The sequence below is a fragment of the Chryseobacterium sp. IHB B 17019 genome, assembly GCF_001456155.1.
Classification (GTDB): domain Bacteria; phylum Bacteroidota; class Bacteroidia; order Flavobacteriales; family Weeksellaceae; genus Chryseobacterium.
In genome coordinates this window covers 3,342,182-3,360,900 of record NZ_CP013293.1, presented here as the reverse complement: position 1 = coordinate 3,360,900, position 18,719 = coordinate 3,342,182, and the positions used below count along the sequence as shown (strand labels likewise).

General features: G+C 36.1%; 15 protein-coding genes. 3 read left to right on the top strand and 12 right to left on the bottom strand.

Going from position 1 to position 18,719, the window contains the following annotated elements:
- Positions 1 to 59 precede the first annotated feature (59 nt).
- The 11 genes from ATE47_RS15525 to ATE47_RS15475 form a co-directional block, all read right to left on the bottom strand.
- Positions 60 to 1,226, bottom strand: coding sequence for a glycosyltransferase WbsX family protein (locus ATE47_RS15525; protein ID WP_062162803.1), 1,167 nt, complete (start codon positions 1,224 to 1,226; stop codon positions 60 to 62).
- 18 nt (positions 1,227 to 1,244) lie between these two features.
- Complete coding sequence (locus ATE47_RS15520; protein ID WP_062162802.1) at positions 1,245 to 2,744, bottom strand: hypothetical protein; 1,500 nt, start codon at positions 2,742 to 2,744, stop codon at positions 1,245 to 1,247.
- A gap of 3 nt (positions 2,745 to 2,747) precedes the next feature.
- On the bottom strand, positions 2,748 to 3,848 hold the full coding sequence (locus tag ATE47_RS15515; RefSeq protein WP_062162801.1) for a DegT/DnrJ/EryC1/StrS family aminotransferase: 1,101 nt from the start codon (positions 3,846 to 3,848) through the stop codon (positions 2,748 to 2,750).
- A gap of 10 nt (positions 3,849 to 3,858) precedes the next feature.
- Complete coding sequence (locus ATE47_RS15510; RefSeq protein ID WP_062162800.1) at positions 3,859 to 4,791, bottom strand: GNAT family N-acetyltransferase; 933 nt, start codon at positions 4,789 to 4,791, stop codon at positions 3,859 to 3,861.
- 1 nt (position 4,792) lies between these two features.
- Positions 4,793 to 5,644, bottom strand: a complete 852-nt coding sequence (locus ATE47_RS19290; RefSeq protein ID WP_082632623.1) for a GNAT family N-acetyltransferase — start codon at positions 5,642 to 5,644, stop codon at positions 4,793 to 4,795.
- Entirely contained in the window at positions 5,637 to 6,899 is a 1,263-nt protein-coding gene (locus tag ATE47_RS15500; RefSeq protein ID WP_062162799.1) for an ABC transporter ATP-binding protein, read from the bottom strand. Before ATE47_RS15500 ends, ATE47_RS19290 begins: the two co-directional genes overlap by 8 nt.
- 36 nt (positions 6,900 to 6,935) lie before the next feature.
- Positions 6,936 to 7,784 carry an ABC transporter permease gene (locus ATE47_RS15495; RefSeq protein WP_062162798.1) on the bottom strand — a complete coding sequence of 283 codons (849 nt, stop codon included), beginning with the start codon at positions 7,782 to 7,784 and terminating at the stop codon, positions 6,936 to 6,938.
- A 176-nt stretch (positions 7,785 to 7,960) separates the two neighbouring features.
- Entirely contained in the window at positions 7,961 to 8,824 is an 864-nt protein-coding gene (rfbA, locus tag ATE47_RS15490; protein ID WP_062162797.1) for a glucose-1-phosphate thymidylyltransferase RfbA, read from the bottom strand.
- The gene (locus tag ATE47_RS15485) at positions 8,821 to 9,207 is read right to left on the bottom strand and encodes a hypothetical protein (RefSeq protein ID WP_150114836.1); all 387 of its coding nucleotides are present in this window, start codon (positions 9,205 to 9,207) and stop codon (positions 8,821 to 8,823) included. The genes rfbA and ATE47_RS15485 overlap by 4 nt, the downstream gene beginning before the upstream one ends.
- A 76-nt stretch (positions 9,208 to 9,283) precedes the next feature.
- On the bottom strand, positions 9,284 to 10,363 hold the full coding sequence (gene rfbB, locus ATE47_RS15480) for a dTDP-glucose 4,6-dehydratase (RefSeq protein ID WP_062162795.1): 1,080 nt from the start codon (positions 10,361 to 10,363) through the stop codon (positions 9,284 to 9,286).
- A 4-nt stretch (positions 10,364 to 10,367) separates the two neighbouring features.
- Positions 10,368 to 11,681, bottom strand: coding sequence for a UDP-glucose dehydrogenase family protein (locus ATE47_RS15475; RefSeq protein WP_062162794.1), 1,314 nt, complete (start codon positions 11,679 to 11,681; stop codon positions 10,368 to 10,370).
- A gap of 220 nt (positions 11,682 to 11,901) precedes the next feature.
- Here ATE47_RS15475 and rimP point away from each other — a divergent pair, with 220 nt between their 5' ends.
- From rimP to infB, 3 genes are all read left to right on the top strand, one after another.
- The gene (gene rimP / locus ATE47_RS15470) at positions 11,902 to 12,369 is read left to right on the top strand and encodes a ribosome assembly cofactor RimP (RefSeq protein WP_062163582.1); all 468 of its coding nucleotides are present in this window, start codon (positions 11,902 to 11,904) and stop codon (positions 12,367 to 12,369) included.
- A gap of 16 nt (positions 12,370 to 12,385) precedes the next feature.
- Positions 12,386 to 13,621: a transcription termination factor NusA gene (gene nusA / locus ATE47_RS15465; RefSeq protein WP_062162793.1), complete on the top strand. Its 1,236-nt coding sequence runs from the start codon at positions 12,386 to 12,388 to the stop codon at positions 13,619 to 13,621.
- A gap of 78 nt (positions 13,622 to 13,699) precedes the next feature.
- Positions 13,700 to 16,711, top strand: coding sequence for a translation initiation factor IF-2 (infB, locus tag ATE47_RS15460; RefSeq protein WP_062162792.1), 3,012 nt, complete (start codon positions 13,700 to 13,702; stop codon positions 16,709 to 16,711).
- 90 nt (positions 16,712 to 16,801) lie between these two features.
- On the opposite strand, the gene ATE47_RS15455 is transcribed toward infB, so the two are convergent.
- The gene (locus ATE47_RS15455) at positions 16,802 to 18,712 is read right to left on the bottom strand and encodes a S8 family serine peptidase (protein WP_062162791.1); all 1,911 of its coding nucleotides are present in this window, start codon (positions 18,710 to 18,712) and stop codon (positions 16,802 to 16,804) included.
- Positions 18,713 to 18,719: the final 7 nt, after the last annotated feature.

The following is an 18,719-nucleotide window of genomic DNA, read 5'->3' as shown; positions in this document are numbered from 1 at the left end:
GATTTTTACTTGTAAATCTTTTTATCTGTTCAAAGTTATTAATATATGATCTCCAGGTTTTATTTAAAAACATCTTTTACCACCTCAAGGTATTTTCTTCCCCAGGTTCTGTTGGGTTCCAGATAATTTCCTTCTGCCCATTCGTTCCAGGCATTAATAAAAAATAAATTTTCTTCCTCACTGTAAGGTTCAAAAGTTTTTACTTTCTCTTCCAACCAGTATTTGAATTTTTCCGGAGTAGAATCTTTAAGGATAAAATAATTCTTTGATTTTCTGGGGCTGTTGTCAAATCCCGGGCATACACATCTGTAAAATTTGTGATCCGGTTTTTCCTTTTTATGAAACTCAATGTCCGCATCCACAAAATCCGAATATTCTACAATGCTTCCGTCGAGCTGCACTGGCTGTTGCTCATTCTTCATTTTCAGCTTTTTAGTCCAGTGGTCATAGCTTTGCTTTATGGTCTGGATACTGATTTCGTCACGTAAAGATTTAAAATTTTGCTTTACTTCTAAAGCCCGTTCTTTTTTTACATCTCCCAGAACTTTCAAACCGGAATGCGGCTGAAATTCTATACTGGCATCGATATTTTCCGTGATAAATTCTGCGCCCCTTTCTCCGAAGCTTTCGATTCTTGTAATGTATAATTCTACATCATGTTTTCGGGCTTCATCTTTCCACATTTGGGCAATTTTATCAAAATCAGGGATTTTTGTTGACCTGTAAACAGCAAAAACGGCTTTCCCGTCAATTTTAATATATCTTTCATCCTTAAAAAACGGAATCAGATAATTGATATGTGCAATATGATCCGGCAAATCTTCATAATTCTGTTCCATCAGAATATTGTTTTCTCCGCCATCCCAGACTCTAGTCCAGTTTTCATTGGCCCAGCAAAGCATAAAAGGGAAATCTTCCTCAGGATTTTTTAATTTTTCTTCGAGAGGTCTTTCCATTAATAATTTACCATTAAACCAATAATGATAATAGCAGAAACCATAAAAACCATATTCTCTGGCTAATTTTTCCTGTTCCAGTCTGCAGTCTGCAAGACGAAGATCATAGAAACCAAGATCTGTGGGAAGCTGAGGCTGGTCATGTCCTTCGTACAAAGGCTTAGCTTTGGTTACATTGGTCCATTCGGTAAAGCCTTTTCCCCACCATTCGTCATTTTCGGGAAATGGATGGAATTGTGGTAGATGTATGGCTATTGGGCGTAATTTCATATTTGGTTTAATTTATAATTATCTGCCTATCAAATATCTAAGCGTTCTTTTTTTTGGTAAAAGTTTTACCCAGTCCGGATTGTTCAAGGATAAAATAACAACTTTTAATCTTGAAAAAAATCCCAGGCGTCCGGTATAGCTGTAATGATTCATTGGTATTGTCTGTATCACGGATACCAACTCCTCATCTCTGCCGTCCAGATATTTTTCTTCAGCAGGTATTGTTCGGACAGAATGTTTTTTATTTTTTGTAAGTGATTTAATTTTTTCCAGTTGTGACGACCATGCTTCCGCAGAGAAATATTTTTTTAAATAATTCTGCTGCAAATCACTGATTTTTTTTCTGTATGTTTCGTCAGTTATGATTCTTTCTACTTCCTGGTGCCACTCCGTAAGACTTTCAGGATAAAAAATACCTTCTTCTTTTTTATCATCAAATACCTTATAAACGCTCGCTGGATCGTAATGAAGCACAAACGGCATTCCTGCCATTGCAGGCTCCAGCAGGGAGGTAAATGAAGGTATTGGAAACCCTTCCAGATATAGATCTGCATCTTCAATATACTTATTAATTTCCCTGGTGGGGTGCACAAGAATAAGTCTTTTGTGCTGATATTTTTTTCTGTTTTCATTCATGTCGGAGATTCCAACAATGGTAAAAACTACATTTTCAAATTTTTCAACAATTTTCAGAGCTGCTTCATAAAAATTATATGTTTCGTTAGGCTCATACTTCGACTCTCTGCCGATGGACAGGATATGGAACGTTTTTCTTTCAGTTTTTTTAAGTGTGAAAGATTCATCTACTGGTATGGGCAGGAAAAACTGATCTTCAACAGGAATATTTCTGTTTTTTGAATCCTTTATAAGGTTTGATTCACGGATTTGTAATAAAAAATCAATGACGGGAGCGCCCAGCCAATAGGTATGTTCAGCATGATTCAGAAAAAATACAGGGTATTGTAGCATTTCTGAAGAAAATACCATCGACGGGATAACGTCATGAGGATGGATATGTAATACGATACGGCTAAAATCATTATTCTCCAGCGTTTCAATGATTTTTTGAGCTTTTTCGAGAATATTTAAATCTTTTTCAAAAGCGAATAAGTTGTTGTTTATCTTATAATTATAAGACTCCGCAATCTCAGAAACCTGTTGCTGGTCCTGCCATGTGCTGAGTAAATAGTGGCTGCTGTTTTTGTCATTCTCTATCCAGCTGAAAATAAGTTTTGAATGCCCCCCTACATAGCTGATCTCAGAAAAAATATGTAATGTTTTATCCTGTCCGGATTCCGCTGTCTTTTGCTTTGTAAATTTTAAAGTTTTTGAAGCGATATTTCTAATGATAGATTCAATAGCATTAGAAGTATAATATCCGGGAAAGTTGTACCAGGCAGAATAGGAGAGCCTTTCTATATACAGCAAACAATGGTTGTACTTCTTTTCTTTGTAAAGAAGTTTGGCAATTTTCACTGTTTTAAGAAAATATTCTTTATTTTCTAATAGCCTGGACATGGATTAAAATGTATTTGTAACTGCTATAATTCTGCTGATTTCTTCTTCACTCATCACAGGGGAAAGAGGCAGTGTCAGCACCTCATCATGAATCTTTTCGCTGATAGGGAACGACAAATCATTCCATTCTTTATATGCTTCCTGTTTGTGTGGCGGAATAGGGTAGTGGATCAAAGTCTGAATACCGTTTTCCGTAAGATAAGCCTGAAGCTGATCCCTTTTTTCCGAACGGATCACGAAAAGATGCCACACATGTTCATTTTCATAAGCCGGGTATTCCGGAAGAATGATTGCCGGATTGTTTATTTCATCAATAAAACGTTTTGCAATCTGTCTTCTGATGTTATTTTCGTTGTCAATATATTGAAGCTTTACATCCAAAACGGCAGCCTGAATTTCATCTAGCCTTGAATTTAAGCCTTTATAAATATTTACATATTTTTGATTGGAACCATAATTTGCCAGCGCTCTTATCGTTTTTGCCAGATCATCATCATTCGTGGATACGGCTCCGGCGTCTCCAAGAGCGCCTAGGTTTTTACCGGGGTAAAAGCTGAATCCGGCTGCATCACCAAGATTACCGGTTTTTTTGCCTTTCCATGCTGCTCCGATGGCTTGTGCATTATCTTCAATTATTTTCAGATTATGCTTTTTCGCGATCTCTGTAAGCTCATCAGAAAAAACAACTCTACCCTGAAGATGTACAATAAGAATTCCTTTTGTTTTTGAAGTAATTTTTTCTTCAATTTTTGAAATATCAATATTATATGTATTAATCTCCGGTTCTACTAAAACAGGTGTTAATCCGTTATCTGAAATTGCTAAAATAGAGGCAATGTAAGTATTTGAAGGAACAATAATTTCGTCTCCGGCTTTCATTACTCCCATTTCCATATAAGCTCTCAGAATCAATCTCAACGCATCTAATCCATTAGCAACGCCGATGGAATGTTTTGCTCCGATGTAATCAGAAAGGTTTTTTTCAAAATTTGAAAGTTGATTTCCCATCAGGTACCATCCGGAACGGAAAACTTCTAAAAGCTTCGTTTCAATTTCGTTTTGATATTGTAGATTGATCTTTTGTAAATCAAGAAATTTAATCATTTGGTTTAATTTAAAGTTTAATAGAGTAAAAATCTAATGCAATTCCTCTCGCTCCCATATTTTCTTTCTGCTGAATCAGGCCTTCGTTCAGAAACTGACCTTGTTTCTCTGTAGAAATCCCGAAGCTGTAATATTTTCTGTCACTGAATTTTTGCAGCAGCGTATGATTGATAAAATCCAAGGCTCCCAATTTTCTGCCTTCCTGTGATGCCGCCATATATTGTGTGTGAACCACATTTCCAAAGTCGAAAAGAACTATTCCTGCTAAGAGATTGTTTTCAATTTTTGCTTCAAATAGCTTTATGTTATCGGGAAATTTCTTTTTAAGCATTCTAATTTCTTCAACCGTGTGTACAGGTTTTGCATCAAATTTTTGAAGAACGGATGAGAGTAATGCCCAATATTCCTCGAAATTTTCATTTTCTGCAACTATGATACTTTTTTCTTCGCATTTTCTGACGAGTTGTCTTTTTGTTTCGGAAAAACGGATAGGGTTTGCAAGATCAATCACAGAAGAAATATCTCTTCTGAAAAGCGTTGCTTCGTTACGAAAAAGTGCGTAGAGATCTTCTTCGGAAGGGTATTTGTGAAAAATATGAGGAACAGCTTTATAAATTATTTCATTAAAGGAAAGCGCTTTGTAATATTTTTTTATTTCATTAAAAATTTCTAAAACTTCAGAAGCTTTTATGTAATGTGATAAAATAAGCGATCCAAAAGTAAGTCCGCCGTGAGAAACAATCTCATTTCCGGATTCATTGGCAGGGAAAACAGCGATGATTTTATTATTATTAAAAATCAAAAGCGAATGGTCTGTAAAACGATCGGAATGATATTCCATGAAATCCCTGTTAAAAAAGAAGAGTCCATTTTTGCTTTCCTCAACAAACCGATTCCAATCATTAAAATATTCCTGCGTGTATTTTTTTATTTCAACACTCATGTTATAAATTTAATGACATTGTTATATTAGAATCTGTACGGTCAGATATTGAGAAACCTGCCTTTTCATAAGATTTTACAGCTCTGATATTATCCGGAACAACATTCAGATAAAGACTTTCCAGCGCAAACTGATCTTTGGCAATTTTAAAAATTAATTTAAACAAATCTTTACTCAGTCCTTTTCCCCAATATTCTTTCTCCCCAATATAACCGAAGTATTCTGCGGTTTTTTTTGAAGGATCAATTTTCTTTAATCCCGCAACACCAATAATTTTATTGTCATACTGAATGCCCTGCACCCAATAGGAGTCATTTTTTTCTAATCCCGAGAACCAATTTTGCTGATCTTCTTTTGAGAAATCGGGAGTGCTTGTAAGGTGCTTTATTTCCGGGTCGTTTAGCCAGTTCCATGATTTTTCAAGAATATCTTTTGTATAGTTGACTAATTGCAGGTTATTAAGATTCAAAAAATCTTCGTAATTTCTTATGTAATCATCTTCAATGTAAAATTCTGATGCTAAACACAATAAAACGGAATTATGAGAAAACTTTATATCTCTCCACACTAATTTTGGTAAATATAAGCCTGTGGATGGATTATCTAAAATGAAAGTTTGCTTATTTCCTTGTTTATCCTCTGTATTAAATTCAATAACTCCTGAAACTGCAATAATTATCTGCTCAAGATTTTTATGTGCATGACCACCCCTTATTACATCTTGCGGTGTATAATATGTCCAATATACACGTTTAACTTCAAAGGGTATATTTTTGAAATTTTCTGCAACAGTAATAAAGCCTAATGACGAACTACCTATCTTATCGAATTGTATATATTTGGCTTTATCCATGGAAATCTACTTTATAATCAAAATGAGGTCTTGTAACACCCGGATAGATATGCATTTTGTTTCCTACCTTTACGTTTTCTACTTCAAAACCGACAAAATTGTCGATTCCATATAACAATACGGTTTGATCTTTCCCGAAATATAGTTTAAAGTAGTAGTTTCCAGCGTTCAAAAGGCCGGCTGGTATGTCAAATTCTACGGTATATTCTCCGACTCTTGAATCGTTGTTTTCTGATAATGCTTTTCCCACATGGAAAATTACCAACTCCTCGTAAGTCCTTAATTCAAAGGTGGAATCAAGGGTAATATTAGGACAATAATTGTGAAAAACCAGTTTTACGCGCACTCCGGAATCAATATCAATCAGCTGGCCGGTGATAGGTTTTACGGAAAATTCTTTTATTCTGATGTTTTCGTTTCCTAAAGCTTCATTAATGTTACCATTGTAATGATAAGAACTTGCTTTGGCGCTGGTTTTTTGATATTCAATAATTGTATTCAGCATGTCACCTTCATATTGAAGGTTACCGTGAGTAAGAAGTATACCTTTACTGCACAGCTCTTTCACCGCTGTCATATTGTGGCTTACGAAAAGAATAGTTCTGCCTTCCCCCTTTGTAACGTCATTCATTTTCCCCAGGCATTTTTTCTGGAAATCCGCATCACCTACAGCTAAAACTTCATCAACGATCAAAATTTCAGATTCTAAGTGTGCAGCCACCGCAAAGGCAAGACGAACATACATCCCCGAAGAATATCTTTTTACGGGAGTGTCAATATACCTTTCAACACCTGAGAAATCTACAATTTCGTCAAACTTTCTTGTGATTTCTTTTCGTGTCATCCCTAAAATGGCACCATTAAGGAAAACATTTTCACGGCCCGTCATTTCAGGGTGAAAACCTGTTCCTACTTCCAACAGTGAAGCGATTCTTCCGTTGGTGTATATTTGGCCAGTTGTGGGTTTTGTTACTTTACTTAAAAGTTTTAAAAGGGTAGATTTTCCGGCGCCATTTCTTCCAATGATACCAACGGCGTCTCCCTGCTCAATTTCGAAATTAATATCCCGAAGTGACCAAACATATTCCGAAGTTCCTTTTGTGGTTCTGTCATTGGCATCACCTATTTTCAGGTAAGGATCTTCTTTTCCTCTTACTTTGTGCCAAAACCGGTTGAGGTCATGGGATAGTGTGCCTGTTCCCACTTGTCCCAGACGATATTGTTTTGATATGTTTTCTGCTTTTAAAGCCAGCATTTTTTTAATTTAAATTAGGGAAATTAATAATTCTTTTTAAACTGTGTCCATGAAAGTTTTCTCAACTTTATTGAAAATGAGCGTACCAAGCATTAATAGAGTTAAAATAATGCATGTGCTGATAATCAACATCATTGGAGAGAAATCGCCTACGCCTAGCCAGGCATATTTGAAGCATTCAAAAATACCGGTCAGAGGATTATAAAAAGATATCTTTTTAAAGAATCCCGGTAAAGCTGATGTAGGATAAATCACCGGTGTTGCATACATATACAAGCTGACCCCGAATCCCAGCAACATGCTTAAATCTTTATATTTTGTCGTTAATGCAGAAAAAATCATACCCACACCAAGAGCAAAGAGTGCCATTAAAATCACCAGAAACGGAGTTGCTAAGATCCATAGATTAGGATGTACTTCGCCTTTGGACAAATAATAAGCCCATCCAATGATGAACAGTACAAACTGGACCCCGAAACGCATCAGATTGGATATAACAATAGACAGTGGTGTCACGAGTCTCGGGAAATATACCTTGCCAAAAATATTGGCATTTCCTATAAATGTGGATGAGGTTCCTAAAAGACACGATGAAAAGTAGTTCCAAAGGGTAACTCCTGCAAGATAAAAAAGTAATGGCGGAGCACCATCTGTAGGGAGATTTGCTATTCTTCCGAAAACGATCAGATAAACAATCGTTGTAAGAATAGGATTAATAAAAAACCAGATCGGTCCTAAAATTGTTTGCTTAAAACTGGATATAAAGTCTCTTTTTACAAACATGTAAACAAGGTCTTTGTATCTCCAGACTTCTTTTAATTTTAAATCAAATAAAGAATGGTTGGCTTCAATCGTTTCAGTCCACTTTTGTTGTGGTTCACTCATCTGTGTAAAATTTAATGCAAATTTATAATATTTAATTTATCCGGTATTTCCGTTATTATGAATTATTATTCATATAAAACAGGAAAATAACAACTAATATATTAATATTTGTTGTTACGCGCAAAAACTATCAACCATAAAGGTAATAGATTTAAAATTTATTAATTTAGCCGTGATTATTTGTTAACTAATTGTTTTAAGTATTCACCGTAACCGCTTTTTCCATATTTAGTGGCCGTTTCCAGTAACTTTTCTTCATTAATGAATTTATTTCTGAAAGCAATCTCTTCAATGCATCCGATTTTGAAGCCTTGTCTTTTTTCAATTACTCTTACAAATTCTGAAGCGTCGTTCAGGGAATCAAAAGTTCCTGTATCCAGCCACGCTGTACCTCTGTCCAGAACACCTACTTCAAGTTTTCCTTTCTGAAGATAAACATTGTTCACGTCTGTGATTTCGAGCTCGCCTCTGTGAGAAGGCTTGATGTTTTTTGCAATTTCAACAACATTATTGTCGTAGAAATACAATCCCGGAACAGCGTAGTTTGATTTTGGTTTCAACGGTTTTTCTTCAATGGAAACCGCCTTAAAATCATCGTCAAATTCTACAACACCATATCTTTCCGGATCTGAAACGTGATAAGCGAAGACAACACCTCCATCCGGATTTGTTTTGTCTTTAAGTAAAGTTCCCATCTCGGAGCCATAGAATATATTGTCACCTAAAACTAATGCCGCAGCATCGTCTCCGATAAATTTATCTCCTAAAATAAAAGCTTGGGCTAATCCGTCTGGACTTGGCTGCACTACATATTCAATATTACATCCAATTTGTGAGCCATCACCTAAAAGCTTAACAAAACCTTCCTGGTCATGCGGTGTCGTGATGATTAAAATATCTTTAATTCCTGCCAATAATAAGGTTGACAGTGGATAATAGATCATCGGTTTGTCATAAACAGGCATAAGTTGCTTGCTGACTGCGATGGTAAGAGGGTAAAGTCTTGTTCCGGAACCTCCGGCTAATATTATTCCTTTCATTTTTTGTCTTTTGTGTATTCTTCAATTTGTTTATTAAGATAACTGATAAAGTTTAGGATAATTACATCATTATTTATGAATAAATCACCAAACTTGGTCATTCTTGCGTTTGGACTTTTATAAAACTCTATCAAAGCTTTTAGATTCTCTTCCGAAACAAGTGAAAATGCATTATAAATACTTTTTTCTTTAAAAGAATTAAAATTAAAGTTTTTAAGTATACTTTCTGCCTGCTCGGTTGATAGAATCCTTATTTCTTTCCCATTTTCATCTTTAAACATTTGGAGATAGATATAATTCATCCCAAATTTTTTTAAAGATTTTTCGTAATGGGAAACTTTAACAAATTCTTCTATTAATGCAATTTGATTTTCTTTTGGCATAGATGGTGCGGAAGGGCTCTGTGCAAATGCTGTAAAAGAAATTAAAACTGTAAAAAAAGTGAGAAAAAATCTCATATTAATTATATTGTTTCTCGTAATAAGCCTGATAATTACCAGAAGTCACATTTTCCAGCCATTCTTTATTTTCAAGATACCAGTCGATGGTTTTTCCTAATCCTTCCTCGAAAGTTACAGATGGTTTCCAGCCAAGATCCTGATTTAATTTTGTTGCATCGATGGCGTAACGCTTGTCATGACCAGGTCTGTCTTTTACAAATGTGATTAATTTTTCAGAATAACCTTCCGGTCTTCCTAGTTTTGCATCCATTTGCTTGATTAATTCTTTTACGAGATCAATATTCTGCCATTCGTTGAAACCTCCGATATTGTACGTTTCTCCAGTTTTAGCTTCATTAAAAATCTGATGAATTGCTCTCGCATGGTCGATTACGAATAACCAGTCTCTTGTATATTTTCCGTCACCGTAGATAGGCAAGGGCTTTTCGTTAATAATATTTGAAATACAAAGCGGAATCAATTTTTCTGGGAAATGATTCGGGCCGTAATTATTGGAACAGTTGGAAACGATAAACGGCATTCCGTAAGTATTTCCGTAAGCTCTCACCAAGTGGTCAGAAGCCGCTTTTGAAGCCGAATATGGAGATTGTGGGTCGTAAGAAGTTGTTTCCAAAAAGAAACCTGTTTCCCCTAAACTTCCGTACACTTCGTCTGTAGAAATATGGTAAAATAGGTTGGTTCTTTTTTCATTTGGGAATCTTCCGTGTGTGTGATCCGGATTCAGGGTCCAGAATTCTTTACAAAGATTCAGGAGGTTTGCCGTTCCGTTTACGTTGGTGCTGATAAACGCCATCGGATCTGTGATACTTCTGTCAACATGACTTTCTGCAGCCAGGTGAACAACAGCGTCCGGATTGTATTTTTCGAATATTTTTCTTAATTCTTCAGGTTTTGTGATGTCTGCTTTTTCGAAAACATAATTAGGCTCATTTTCAATATCCTTTAAGTTTTCCAGATTTCCAGCATAGGTTAGAGCGTCAAGGTTAATAATCGTTGTGTTCGGATTGTTTTTTACAAACTCTCTTACAACGTGGGAACCAATGAAACCTGCTCCACCGGTAATAATTATATTTTTCATTTTTTTAGTTTACAATTGTTTTACGTCCGATACTCTTATAAAAGAATCCGTTCTGCTCAGGGATTTCCAATGGATACATATTTCTTCCGTCGAAAATCACCTTGTTTTTCATTTTCTTAGCCATTAATTCAAAGTTAGGGTTTTTAAATTCAGGCCATTCTGTTGCGATAAATAATGCATCAGCACTTTCCAGAGCTTCATACATGCTTTTCGCATATTGTATTTTATCTCCTAAAACTTTTTGAACGTTACTTTCCGCAATGGTATCATAAGCAACAATTTTTGCGCCTTTTTTTAATAAAAGATCAATATTGTCTAAAGATGAAGCTTCGCGGATGTCGTCTGTATTAGCTTTGAAGGCCAATCCCCACATTGCAATGGTCTTACCTTCGATATTTCCACCGAAATATTTTTCAATTTCTGAAACAAGGATTACTTTTTGGGCAATATTTACATTTTCTGTTGCTTCTAATATCTGAAAATTGAAATTTTCCTGCTTTCCTGATCTTATTAATGCTTTTACATCTTTCGGAAAACAGCTTCCGCCATATCCGATGCCCGGAAATAAGAATCTGTGCCCGATTCTGTCGTCACTTCCCATTCCCAATCTCACTTTATCAACGTCTGCGCCTACTTTTTCGCAATAATTGGCGATTTCATTCATAAAGGTAATTTTTACGGCTAAAAATGAATTGGCGGCATATTTTGTAAGCTCAGAAGATTTTTCATCCATAAATATAATAGGAATACCGGTATTGGTAAATGGCTGATAGATCTTCGCCATAATATCTTGGGCTTTTTCAGAGCTTGCTCCTACAACCACTCTCGCTGGATTCATAGAATCTTCAACAGCAAAACCTTCTCTTAAAAATTCCGGATTGGAAACTACATCGAAAGGAATTTGAGTTTTTGAAGCAATGACTTCTCTTACTTTATCTGCTGTACCTACGGGAACGGTACTTTTGTTAACGACAACCTTATATTCGGTCATCATTTCCCCGATATCATTTGCAACTTTCAGTACATAAGAAAGGTCGGCGGATCCGTCTTCTCCCGGAGGAGTAGGTAAGGCCAGATAAATAACTTCGCTTTTGTCTAAGGCTTCCTTTAAATCAGTAGTGAAGAATAATCTTTCTGCCTGAATGTTTCTTAGGAACATTTCTTCAAGGTTCGGCTCATAGATGGGAACGACGCCGTTTTTCATACCTTCTACTTTTTTCTCATCAATATCTACACAGTATACTGAATTGCCAAGTTCTGCTAAGGTAGTTCCTGTAACTAATCCTACATAACCTGTTCCTACAATGGTAATATTCAAAATGTATGTTTTTAAAAATTCAATGACAAAAATAATAAAAATACATTCATTACCACTTTTAATTTAATGTAAATGAATATTAACATATTTGCTTGATAATAAGATGTTTTGCTTTTTTAATAAAATTTTGTATATTTGCATTGGATTTACAGGAAAAACATGCGAAGGCCTTCGGAAGAAAGCCTTTTTTCGTACGGTAAATCATGATTTTAAGTATTGTATGGAGTTTAGAAAAAAAATTGAAGAATTATTAAATGAATTCCTTGAAACCAGAAAAGATTTATTTCTTATTGATTTGAAATTTTCTGCGGGGGATGACATTACAGTGATTTTAGATGGTGACAATGGAGTTTCTTTGCAGGACTGCCTTGACGCAAGCCGTGCCATAGAATTCAATATGGATCGTGAGGAGCACGACTTCAGCCTTCAGGTAATGTCTGCGGGACTGAGCGAGCCTCTTGCCACTCCGAGACAGTTTGCCAAAAATTTAGGAAGAGAAATTGAGGTTTTACTTAATGACTCTACGAAAATTGAGGGTGAGCTGGCGAAAATAGATGAAGAAAAGATTACGCTTATTCTGCGTTACCGCAAACCGAAAGATATCGGTAAAGGAAAAGTAGATGTGGAGGAGGAAAAAGAAATTCCGTACTCTGAGATTAAAAAAGCATTAGTAACAATTAAATTTTAAAAAGAAAAAAGAATAGATGGACAATATAGCGTTGATTGAATCCTTTGGTGATTTTAAAGACGAAAAAGGGATCAGTAAGATTGATCTTATGGCAATTATTGAAGATTCGCTGAAGACACTTTTAAGAAAAAGATACGATTCGGATGATCATTTTGATGTGATTGTAAACCCTGATAAAGGAGATTTTCAGATATTTTTGAATAAAACTATTGTTGAGGACGAGATGTCTGAAGATGATGATTTGGAAATTGAAATCTCGGAAGCTAAAAAAATTGACCCTACCTTCGAAGTAGGAGAAGATTTTACGATGGAAATTCCTGTTGCACAGTTGGGAAGAAGAAATATCCTTACTTTGAAACAGATTTTGGCTACGAAATTGCAGGAACACAACAATGCCATGTTGTATGAGCAGTTTAAAGACAGGATCGGGGAAATTGTAATCGGGGAAATCCACCATATCCGTCACAAGCACGTGATTTTGCTGGATGATGAAGGAAACGAATTTATTTTGCCTAAAGAAAATCAGATTCCGTCAGATTTCTTTAAAAAAGGTGAGAATATCAGAGCTATTGTGGAAACAGTAGATTTCAAAGGTTCAAAACCGCAGATTATTATTTCCAGAACTGCACCTAAATTCCTTGAGAAATTATTAGAGCTGGAGATCCCTGAAATTCAGGATGGTACTATTATGCTGAAAAAAGTAGTAAGAATTCCCGGAGAGAAGGCGAAGATTGCAGTGGATGCTTACGACGACAGAATTGATCCCGTAGGAGCCTGTGTGGGTGTGAAAGGATCAAGAATCCACGGAGTGGTAAGAGAGTTGAGAAATGAAAACATCGATGTAATCCAGTGGTCGAAAAACCCTGAGATTTTGGTGAAGAGAGCTCTAGGAAATGTTACTATCAACAAAATTGATATCAATGAGGATAACAACTACGCATTAGTTTATACCCCTGTTGAGGAGATTTCTAAAGTAATCGGAAAACAAGGCCAGAATATCAGACTTGCTTCTTGGTTGTCAGGTTATGAGATTGATGTACACAGAGAATCCAGCGAAGATGATGATGTTGAATTGAAAGAATTCAATGATGATATCGAGCAGTGGATTTTGGATGAATTTAAAAAAGTAGGTCTTACTACTGCAAAATCGGTTTTGGATAAAGAAACTGAAAGTCTACTGAATATGGTTGACTTGGAGGAAGAGACGATTGAAGACGTGAAGCGTATTCTGAGAGAAGAATTTGAAGATTAAGATTTTAAATAAATTTTAATAAACAGTAAAAAAGAAATACTTTAATTTTAAGAATTAAAAAAATAGTAAAAATAATAGATGCCAAAAATAAGATTAAATAAAGCGGTTAAGGAATTCAATATTTCGATGTCCAGATTAGTAGAATTTTTACAGGCTAAGGGTATCGAGGTTGAAAGCAATCCTAACGCTCAATTAGAAGAAGCGGCATATTCTGCATTGGAGGCTGAGTTTGCCAAAGACGGCGAACAACGTAAAGCTTCCCATGAGGTGGTGATCACAAAGGTTCCGGAAGAAAAACTGGAAATTGAGAAAGCCCCTGAAGTAATAAGAGCTAAAGCTAATAAACCAGAAACTAAAATTTTAGGTAAAATAGATCTTGAATCTAAACAGCCTGAAGTGGAAGAAACTCCTGCTCCAGCTCCGACTCCTGCACCAGAGCCGGTTGTACAAGAGAAGAAGGAGGAAGCTGCTCCTGCTCCTGAGGTAAAAGCAGCACCTGAAAAACAGGAATTTAAAGTTCTGGATAAAATAGATTTGTCACAAATAGAGTCCAGAAACAGACCTGTAAAAAAAGACAAACCAAAAACAGAGGAGAAAAAAGCAGAAGAAAAACCAGTAGTGGAAGAAAAGGTAAAAGAAACTCCAAAACCACCAGTAGTAGAAGCTCCGGCTAAACCTGCTGAGGTAAAAGCTGCCGAACCTGCCAAAATTGAAGAAGAGTCTCAGGAACCTCAGAAAATTGAAACAGTTTATCAAAAACTTGACGGTCCTAAGATTGTTGGGGAAAAAATTGACTTGAGTCAGTTTGCTGATAAATCCAAAGGCGGAGCAAAAAAGAAAAGAAAAAGAATTGAAAAGCCTGGAGGTCCAAACCAACAAGGTGGAAACAATAATAATCAAACAGGACAAGGAAACCGCCCACAAGGGCAGGGTGGACAGAACCGTCCTCAGGGACAAGGAGGCCAAGCAGCTGGCGGAAACCGTTTTGGTAACAACCAGGGTGGACAAAACCGTCCTCAAGGTCAGGGTGGACAAGCCGCTGGAGGAAACCGTTTCGGAAACAACACAGGTAATCGCCCTCCAGGACAAGGTGCTCCAGGAAACCGTCCTCAGGGACAAGGTGGACAAGGCGGAAACCGTTTTGGGAATAACAGACCTGGTCAGAGAACAATGCCTGTTGAGTTGACAGACGAACAAGTTAAAAACCAGATCAAGGAAACTCTTGAAAAATTAACGAATAAAGGAGGTAAATCAAAATCTGCTAAACACAGAAAAGATAAAAGAAATTACCGTAGAGAACAGGACGAACGTCAGCAGGAAATTGATGCGGCAGACAGAACATTAAAAGTAACGGAATTCATCACGGTTGGTGAATTGGCGAGTTTAATGAATGTTTCGCCTACAGAAGTAATCTCTGCTTGTTTCTCATTAGGAGTAATGGTTACCATGAACCAAAGACTGGAAGCTGATACCTTATTGTTGGTAGCTGACGAATTTGGATATAAAATTGAATTCTCTGATGCTGATCTTGAAGAAAGCGACGCAGAAGATGAAATCGATAACGAAGAGGACCTTACTTCAAGAGCTCCGATTGTGACGGTAATGGGACACGTAGACCACGGTAAAACATCGCTACTGGATTACGTAAGAAAAACCAACGTAATTGCCGGTGAATCCGGAGGTATTACACAGCATATCGGTGCTTATAATGTGAAACTGGAAAACGGACAAAGAATTACATTCTTAGATACACCAGGTCACGAAGCCTTTACGGCGATGAGAGCAAGAGGTGCTCAGATCACGGATATTGCAATCATTGTAATTGCTGCCGATGATGATGTGATGCCTCAGACAAAAGAAGCAATTTCCCACGCACAGGCTGCAGGTGTACCAATGATTATCGCATTGAATAAAGTGGACAGGCCAAATGCCAATCCGGACAACATTCGTCAGCAACTTTCGGGTATGAATATCTTGGTTGAAGAATGGGGAGGTAATGTTCAGGCTCAGGAAATTTCGGCGAAATTTGGTAACAATATGGATGTTTTATTGGAAAAAGTTCTACTTCAGGCAGAAATGCTGGATTTAAAAGCTAATCCTAATAGAAATGCCCAAGGTGTTGTTATTGAAGCTTCATTAGATAAAGGAAGAGGATATGTTGCTACCATGTTGGTGCAAACAGGAACTTTAAGGGTTGGAGATTATGTAGTAGCCGGTAAAAACCACGGTAAGGTAAAGGCGATGCTTGATGAAAGAGGTAGAAACCTTACAGAAGCGGGTCCATCCATTCCGGTAACTATTTTAGGTCTTGACGGAGCTCCGACTGCGGGTGATAAATTTAAAGTTTATGAAGATGAAAGTGAAGCTAAAACAATTGCTAATAAGAGAGAGCAGCTTCAGAGAGAACTTTCTATCAGAACTAAAAAACATACGACATTAGAAGAATTAGGAAGAAGAATTGCTTTAGGAGATTTCAAAGAATTGAACATTATCCTTAAAGGTGACGTGGATGGTTCTGTTGAGGCATTATCTGATCAGTTACAAAGACTTTCTACTGCTGAAATCAATGTTAATATCCTTCATAAAGGTGTAGGACAGATCACTGAATCTGATGTAAACTTAGCTGCTGCTTCTGATGCAATTATCATCGGATTCAACGTAAGAGCTGGTGCGAATGCAAAAGATCTTGCAGACAGAGAAGAAATCGAAATCAGAAACTACTCTGTAATTTATGCTGCAATTGAAGAAGTAAAAGAAGCGATGGAAGGTATGCTTTCACCTGAGATTAAAGAACAGGTTATTGGTAATGTTGAGATCAGAGAAGTATTCAAAATTTCTAAGGTTGGAACAATTGCCGGATGTATGGTTCTTTCAGGAAAAGTTACAAGACAATCGAAAGTAAGAGTTCTTCGCGACGGAATTGTAAAATTCGACGGCGAGCTTGAAAGCTTGAAACGTTTCAAAGATGACGTAAAAGAAGTAACAAAAGGCTACGAATGTGGATTGAACCTGAAAGGATACAATGACATCGAAGTCGGTGATATTCTTGAAGTTTATGAAGAGGTTGCTGTGAAGAAGAAACTGAAATAAGCATACTATAAATAAAAAAACCACTCGGAAGAGTGGTTTTTTTATTTATAATTTATAGTAAATTAAAGTCTTTGTTTAAAAATAAATTTCTTAGTTTTTAATAAATTTAAAATTCTTTTTTACTCCTGTTGAAGTAGTGTAATTAACAATATAGTTACCTTTTATTAAATCACTGATATTTAATTTTCCATCTATAAGCTTTGTTTTTAAAACTAATTTACCAGAAATGTCATAAATAATAATATTTAAATTATTATCTTTTTCTTTAATATAAAGATACTCTTTTGCCGGATTAGGATAAAAATCTACTGTATTTTCATTAAGAGCTAAATCATTAGTTGATAAAGTTGAAAGATTTTCTGATGTTGCAATTAAACTGAAATTTTGACTTCCCCCAGAAAGAGTTCCTTTGTGTGTCACAGTTATTGTATAAGTTCCTGAAGGATTATTAATATCTACTCTTTCGAAATTATCGGCGTTATTAACTGAGGTATTGGTTGCTGGATCTCCAGGATTTGACATTCCTTGCATTTTCCAAGGGTAATATATTGTATCGTTATGTGTTACTTTAATATCTAAATCATTAATTAGATATTTAGTTGTTGGATCAACAGTTCCTGTATTTATAGTTGGTGATTGTGGATCAGTCCAAGATATTGAAATCTTTAAAGGACTTGTTCCGCTAGCAGTAATTGTTTTGGTATAAGTTGAGTTGTTATTTAAAGTTAACTCTTCTATTACACTTTTATTTGATGCAGTAGCATTTTTATCGCGAATAGCAATTGCTGCTTTTTCAGCATTAATAAGCCCCCAGCCGAATTCATAATCAGGACCCGGATAAATTCCCGCTTCATCGGCAGTATGTAATATTAAGCCCTTCACAGTTGCAGCTTTCATATAGTTACTATAAAGTTGATTATAATATTGTTGTAAAAGAAGTACAACACCGGTAACTCCTGGTGATGCCATAGATGTTCCTGACATAATACCTACCGAAGTATCTGATGTCGATAAAGTTGATCTTACATTCACCCCTTTCATAGAAATATCCGGTTTAATTCTTCCATCATCTGATGGTCCCCAACTACTAAATGGAGACATAATGACACTAGAAGCATTAACATAATTTGCAACTTGATTCACTGCGGCTACTGTTATGACATTTTTTGCATTTCCATGCCCAAAAATCATATCATATCCACCCTTAGTTCCTAATTGGGTAGATCCTGGTGGGGTAACTTCGTTACGGTCATTTCCAGCAGCAACAACAGGGAGATAGTAAGGATTGTTATAACAAATGTTATCCATCTGTCTTGCTCTACTATCATAAGCTCCATAAAACCATAGGCTGCCAAGTGATCCCATTCCATATGAATGATTAGATACCAATGTGCCGGAAGAAGCCTCAGACAACATTTCAGTCAAGTCATCTGTCCAGTTATATGATCTTATGGAAGAGTTAAAAGCCAGACCTCTAACTAAACTGTTAATTCCTTGTGCAGCAATTGTACCGGCAACATGTGTTGAATGATCTGCAAAAACAACAGCATCCATATTTGTAATTTTACTGATACCATTTACCATAAATTCCTGATGTGTATCTCTAACATTTCCTCCGTCCCAAACACAAGCATCCATGTTTTGTCCCTGAATATTTATACCTAAGCTTCCACCATTGTATAGCTGAGTTGCCCGTGCAGTAGTTGCTGCTCCTAAATTATAAGTCCTGGCATAAATCTTCTCTCCATTTGGTAATACATCAACTATTTCTTGAATCCCAAACTCTCCAATTTTCAATCTACTAACATTGTTATTGGAAGAATTTAAATACATTTTTAATCTTAATTTACGATCGGAATCTTCTTTTTTCAAAATTGAAAATAACTTTTGATTTTCAAAGTGATTAGATTCAAGTGAGATTTTTTTACGTTCTTCGACAGTTTGAGCACTAAAAAAAGATGCTATTAGAAAAGCATTTATAAAAAGTATTTGTCTCTTCATATTTAAA

Excerpts from the sequence above, each read along its gene's own strand:
- ATE47_RS15525 (WP_062162803.1), bottom strand. The coding sequence starts at position 1,226 with ATGAAATTACGCCCAATAGCCATACATCTACCACAATTCCATCCATTT.
- ATE47_RS15520 (WP_062162802.1), bottom strand. The coding sequence starts at position 2,744 with ATGTCCAGGCTATTAGAAAATAAAGAATATTTTCTTAAAACAGTGAAA.
- ATE47_RS15515 (WP_062162801.1), bottom strand. The coding sequence starts at position 3,848 with ATGATTAAATTTCTTGATTTACAAAAGATCAATCTACAATATCAAAAC.
- ATE47_RS15510 (WP_062162800.1), bottom strand. The coding sequence starts at position 4,791 with ATGAGTGTTGAAATAAAAAAATACACGCAGGAATATTTTAATGATTGG.
- ATE47_RS19290 (WP_082632623.1), bottom strand. The coding sequence starts at position 5,644 with ATGGATAAAGCCAAATATATACAATTCGATAAGATAGGTAGTTCGTCA.
- ATE47_RS15500 (WP_062162799.1), bottom strand. The coding sequence starts at position 6,899 with ATGCTGGCTTTAAAAGCAGAAAACATATCAAAACAATATCGTCTGGGA.
- ATE47_RS15495 (WP_062162798.1), bottom strand. The coding sequence starts at position 7,784 with ATGAGTGAACCACAACAAAAGTGGACTGAAACGATTGAAGCCAACCAT.
- rfbA (WP_062162797.1), bottom strand. The coding sequence starts at position 8,824 with ATGAAAGGAATAATATTAGCCGGAGGTTCCGGAACAAGACTTTACCCT.
- ATE47_RS15485 (WP_150114836.1), bottom strand. The coding sequence starts at position 9,207 with ATGCCAAAAGAAAATCAAATTGCATTAATAGAAGAATTTGTTAAAGTT.
- rfbB (WP_062162795.1), bottom strand. The coding sequence starts at position 10,363 with ATGAAAAATATAATTATTACCGGTGGAGCAGGTTTCATTGGTTCCCAC.
- rimP (WP_062163582.1), top strand. The coding sequence starts at position 11,902 with ATGGAGTTTAGAAAAAAAATTGAAGAATTATTAAATGAATTCCTTGAA.
- nusA (WP_062162793.1), top strand. The coding sequence starts at position 12,386 with ATGGACAATATAGCGTTGATTGAATCCTTTGGTGATTTTAAAGACGAA.
- infB (WP_062162792.1), top strand. The coding sequence starts at position 13,700 with ATGCCAAAAATAAGATTAAATAAAGCGGTTAAGGAATTCAATATTTCG.
- ATE47_RS15455 (WP_062162791.1), bottom strand. The coding sequence starts at position 18,712 with ATGAAGAGACAAATACTTTTTATAAATGCTTTTCTAATAGCATCTTTT.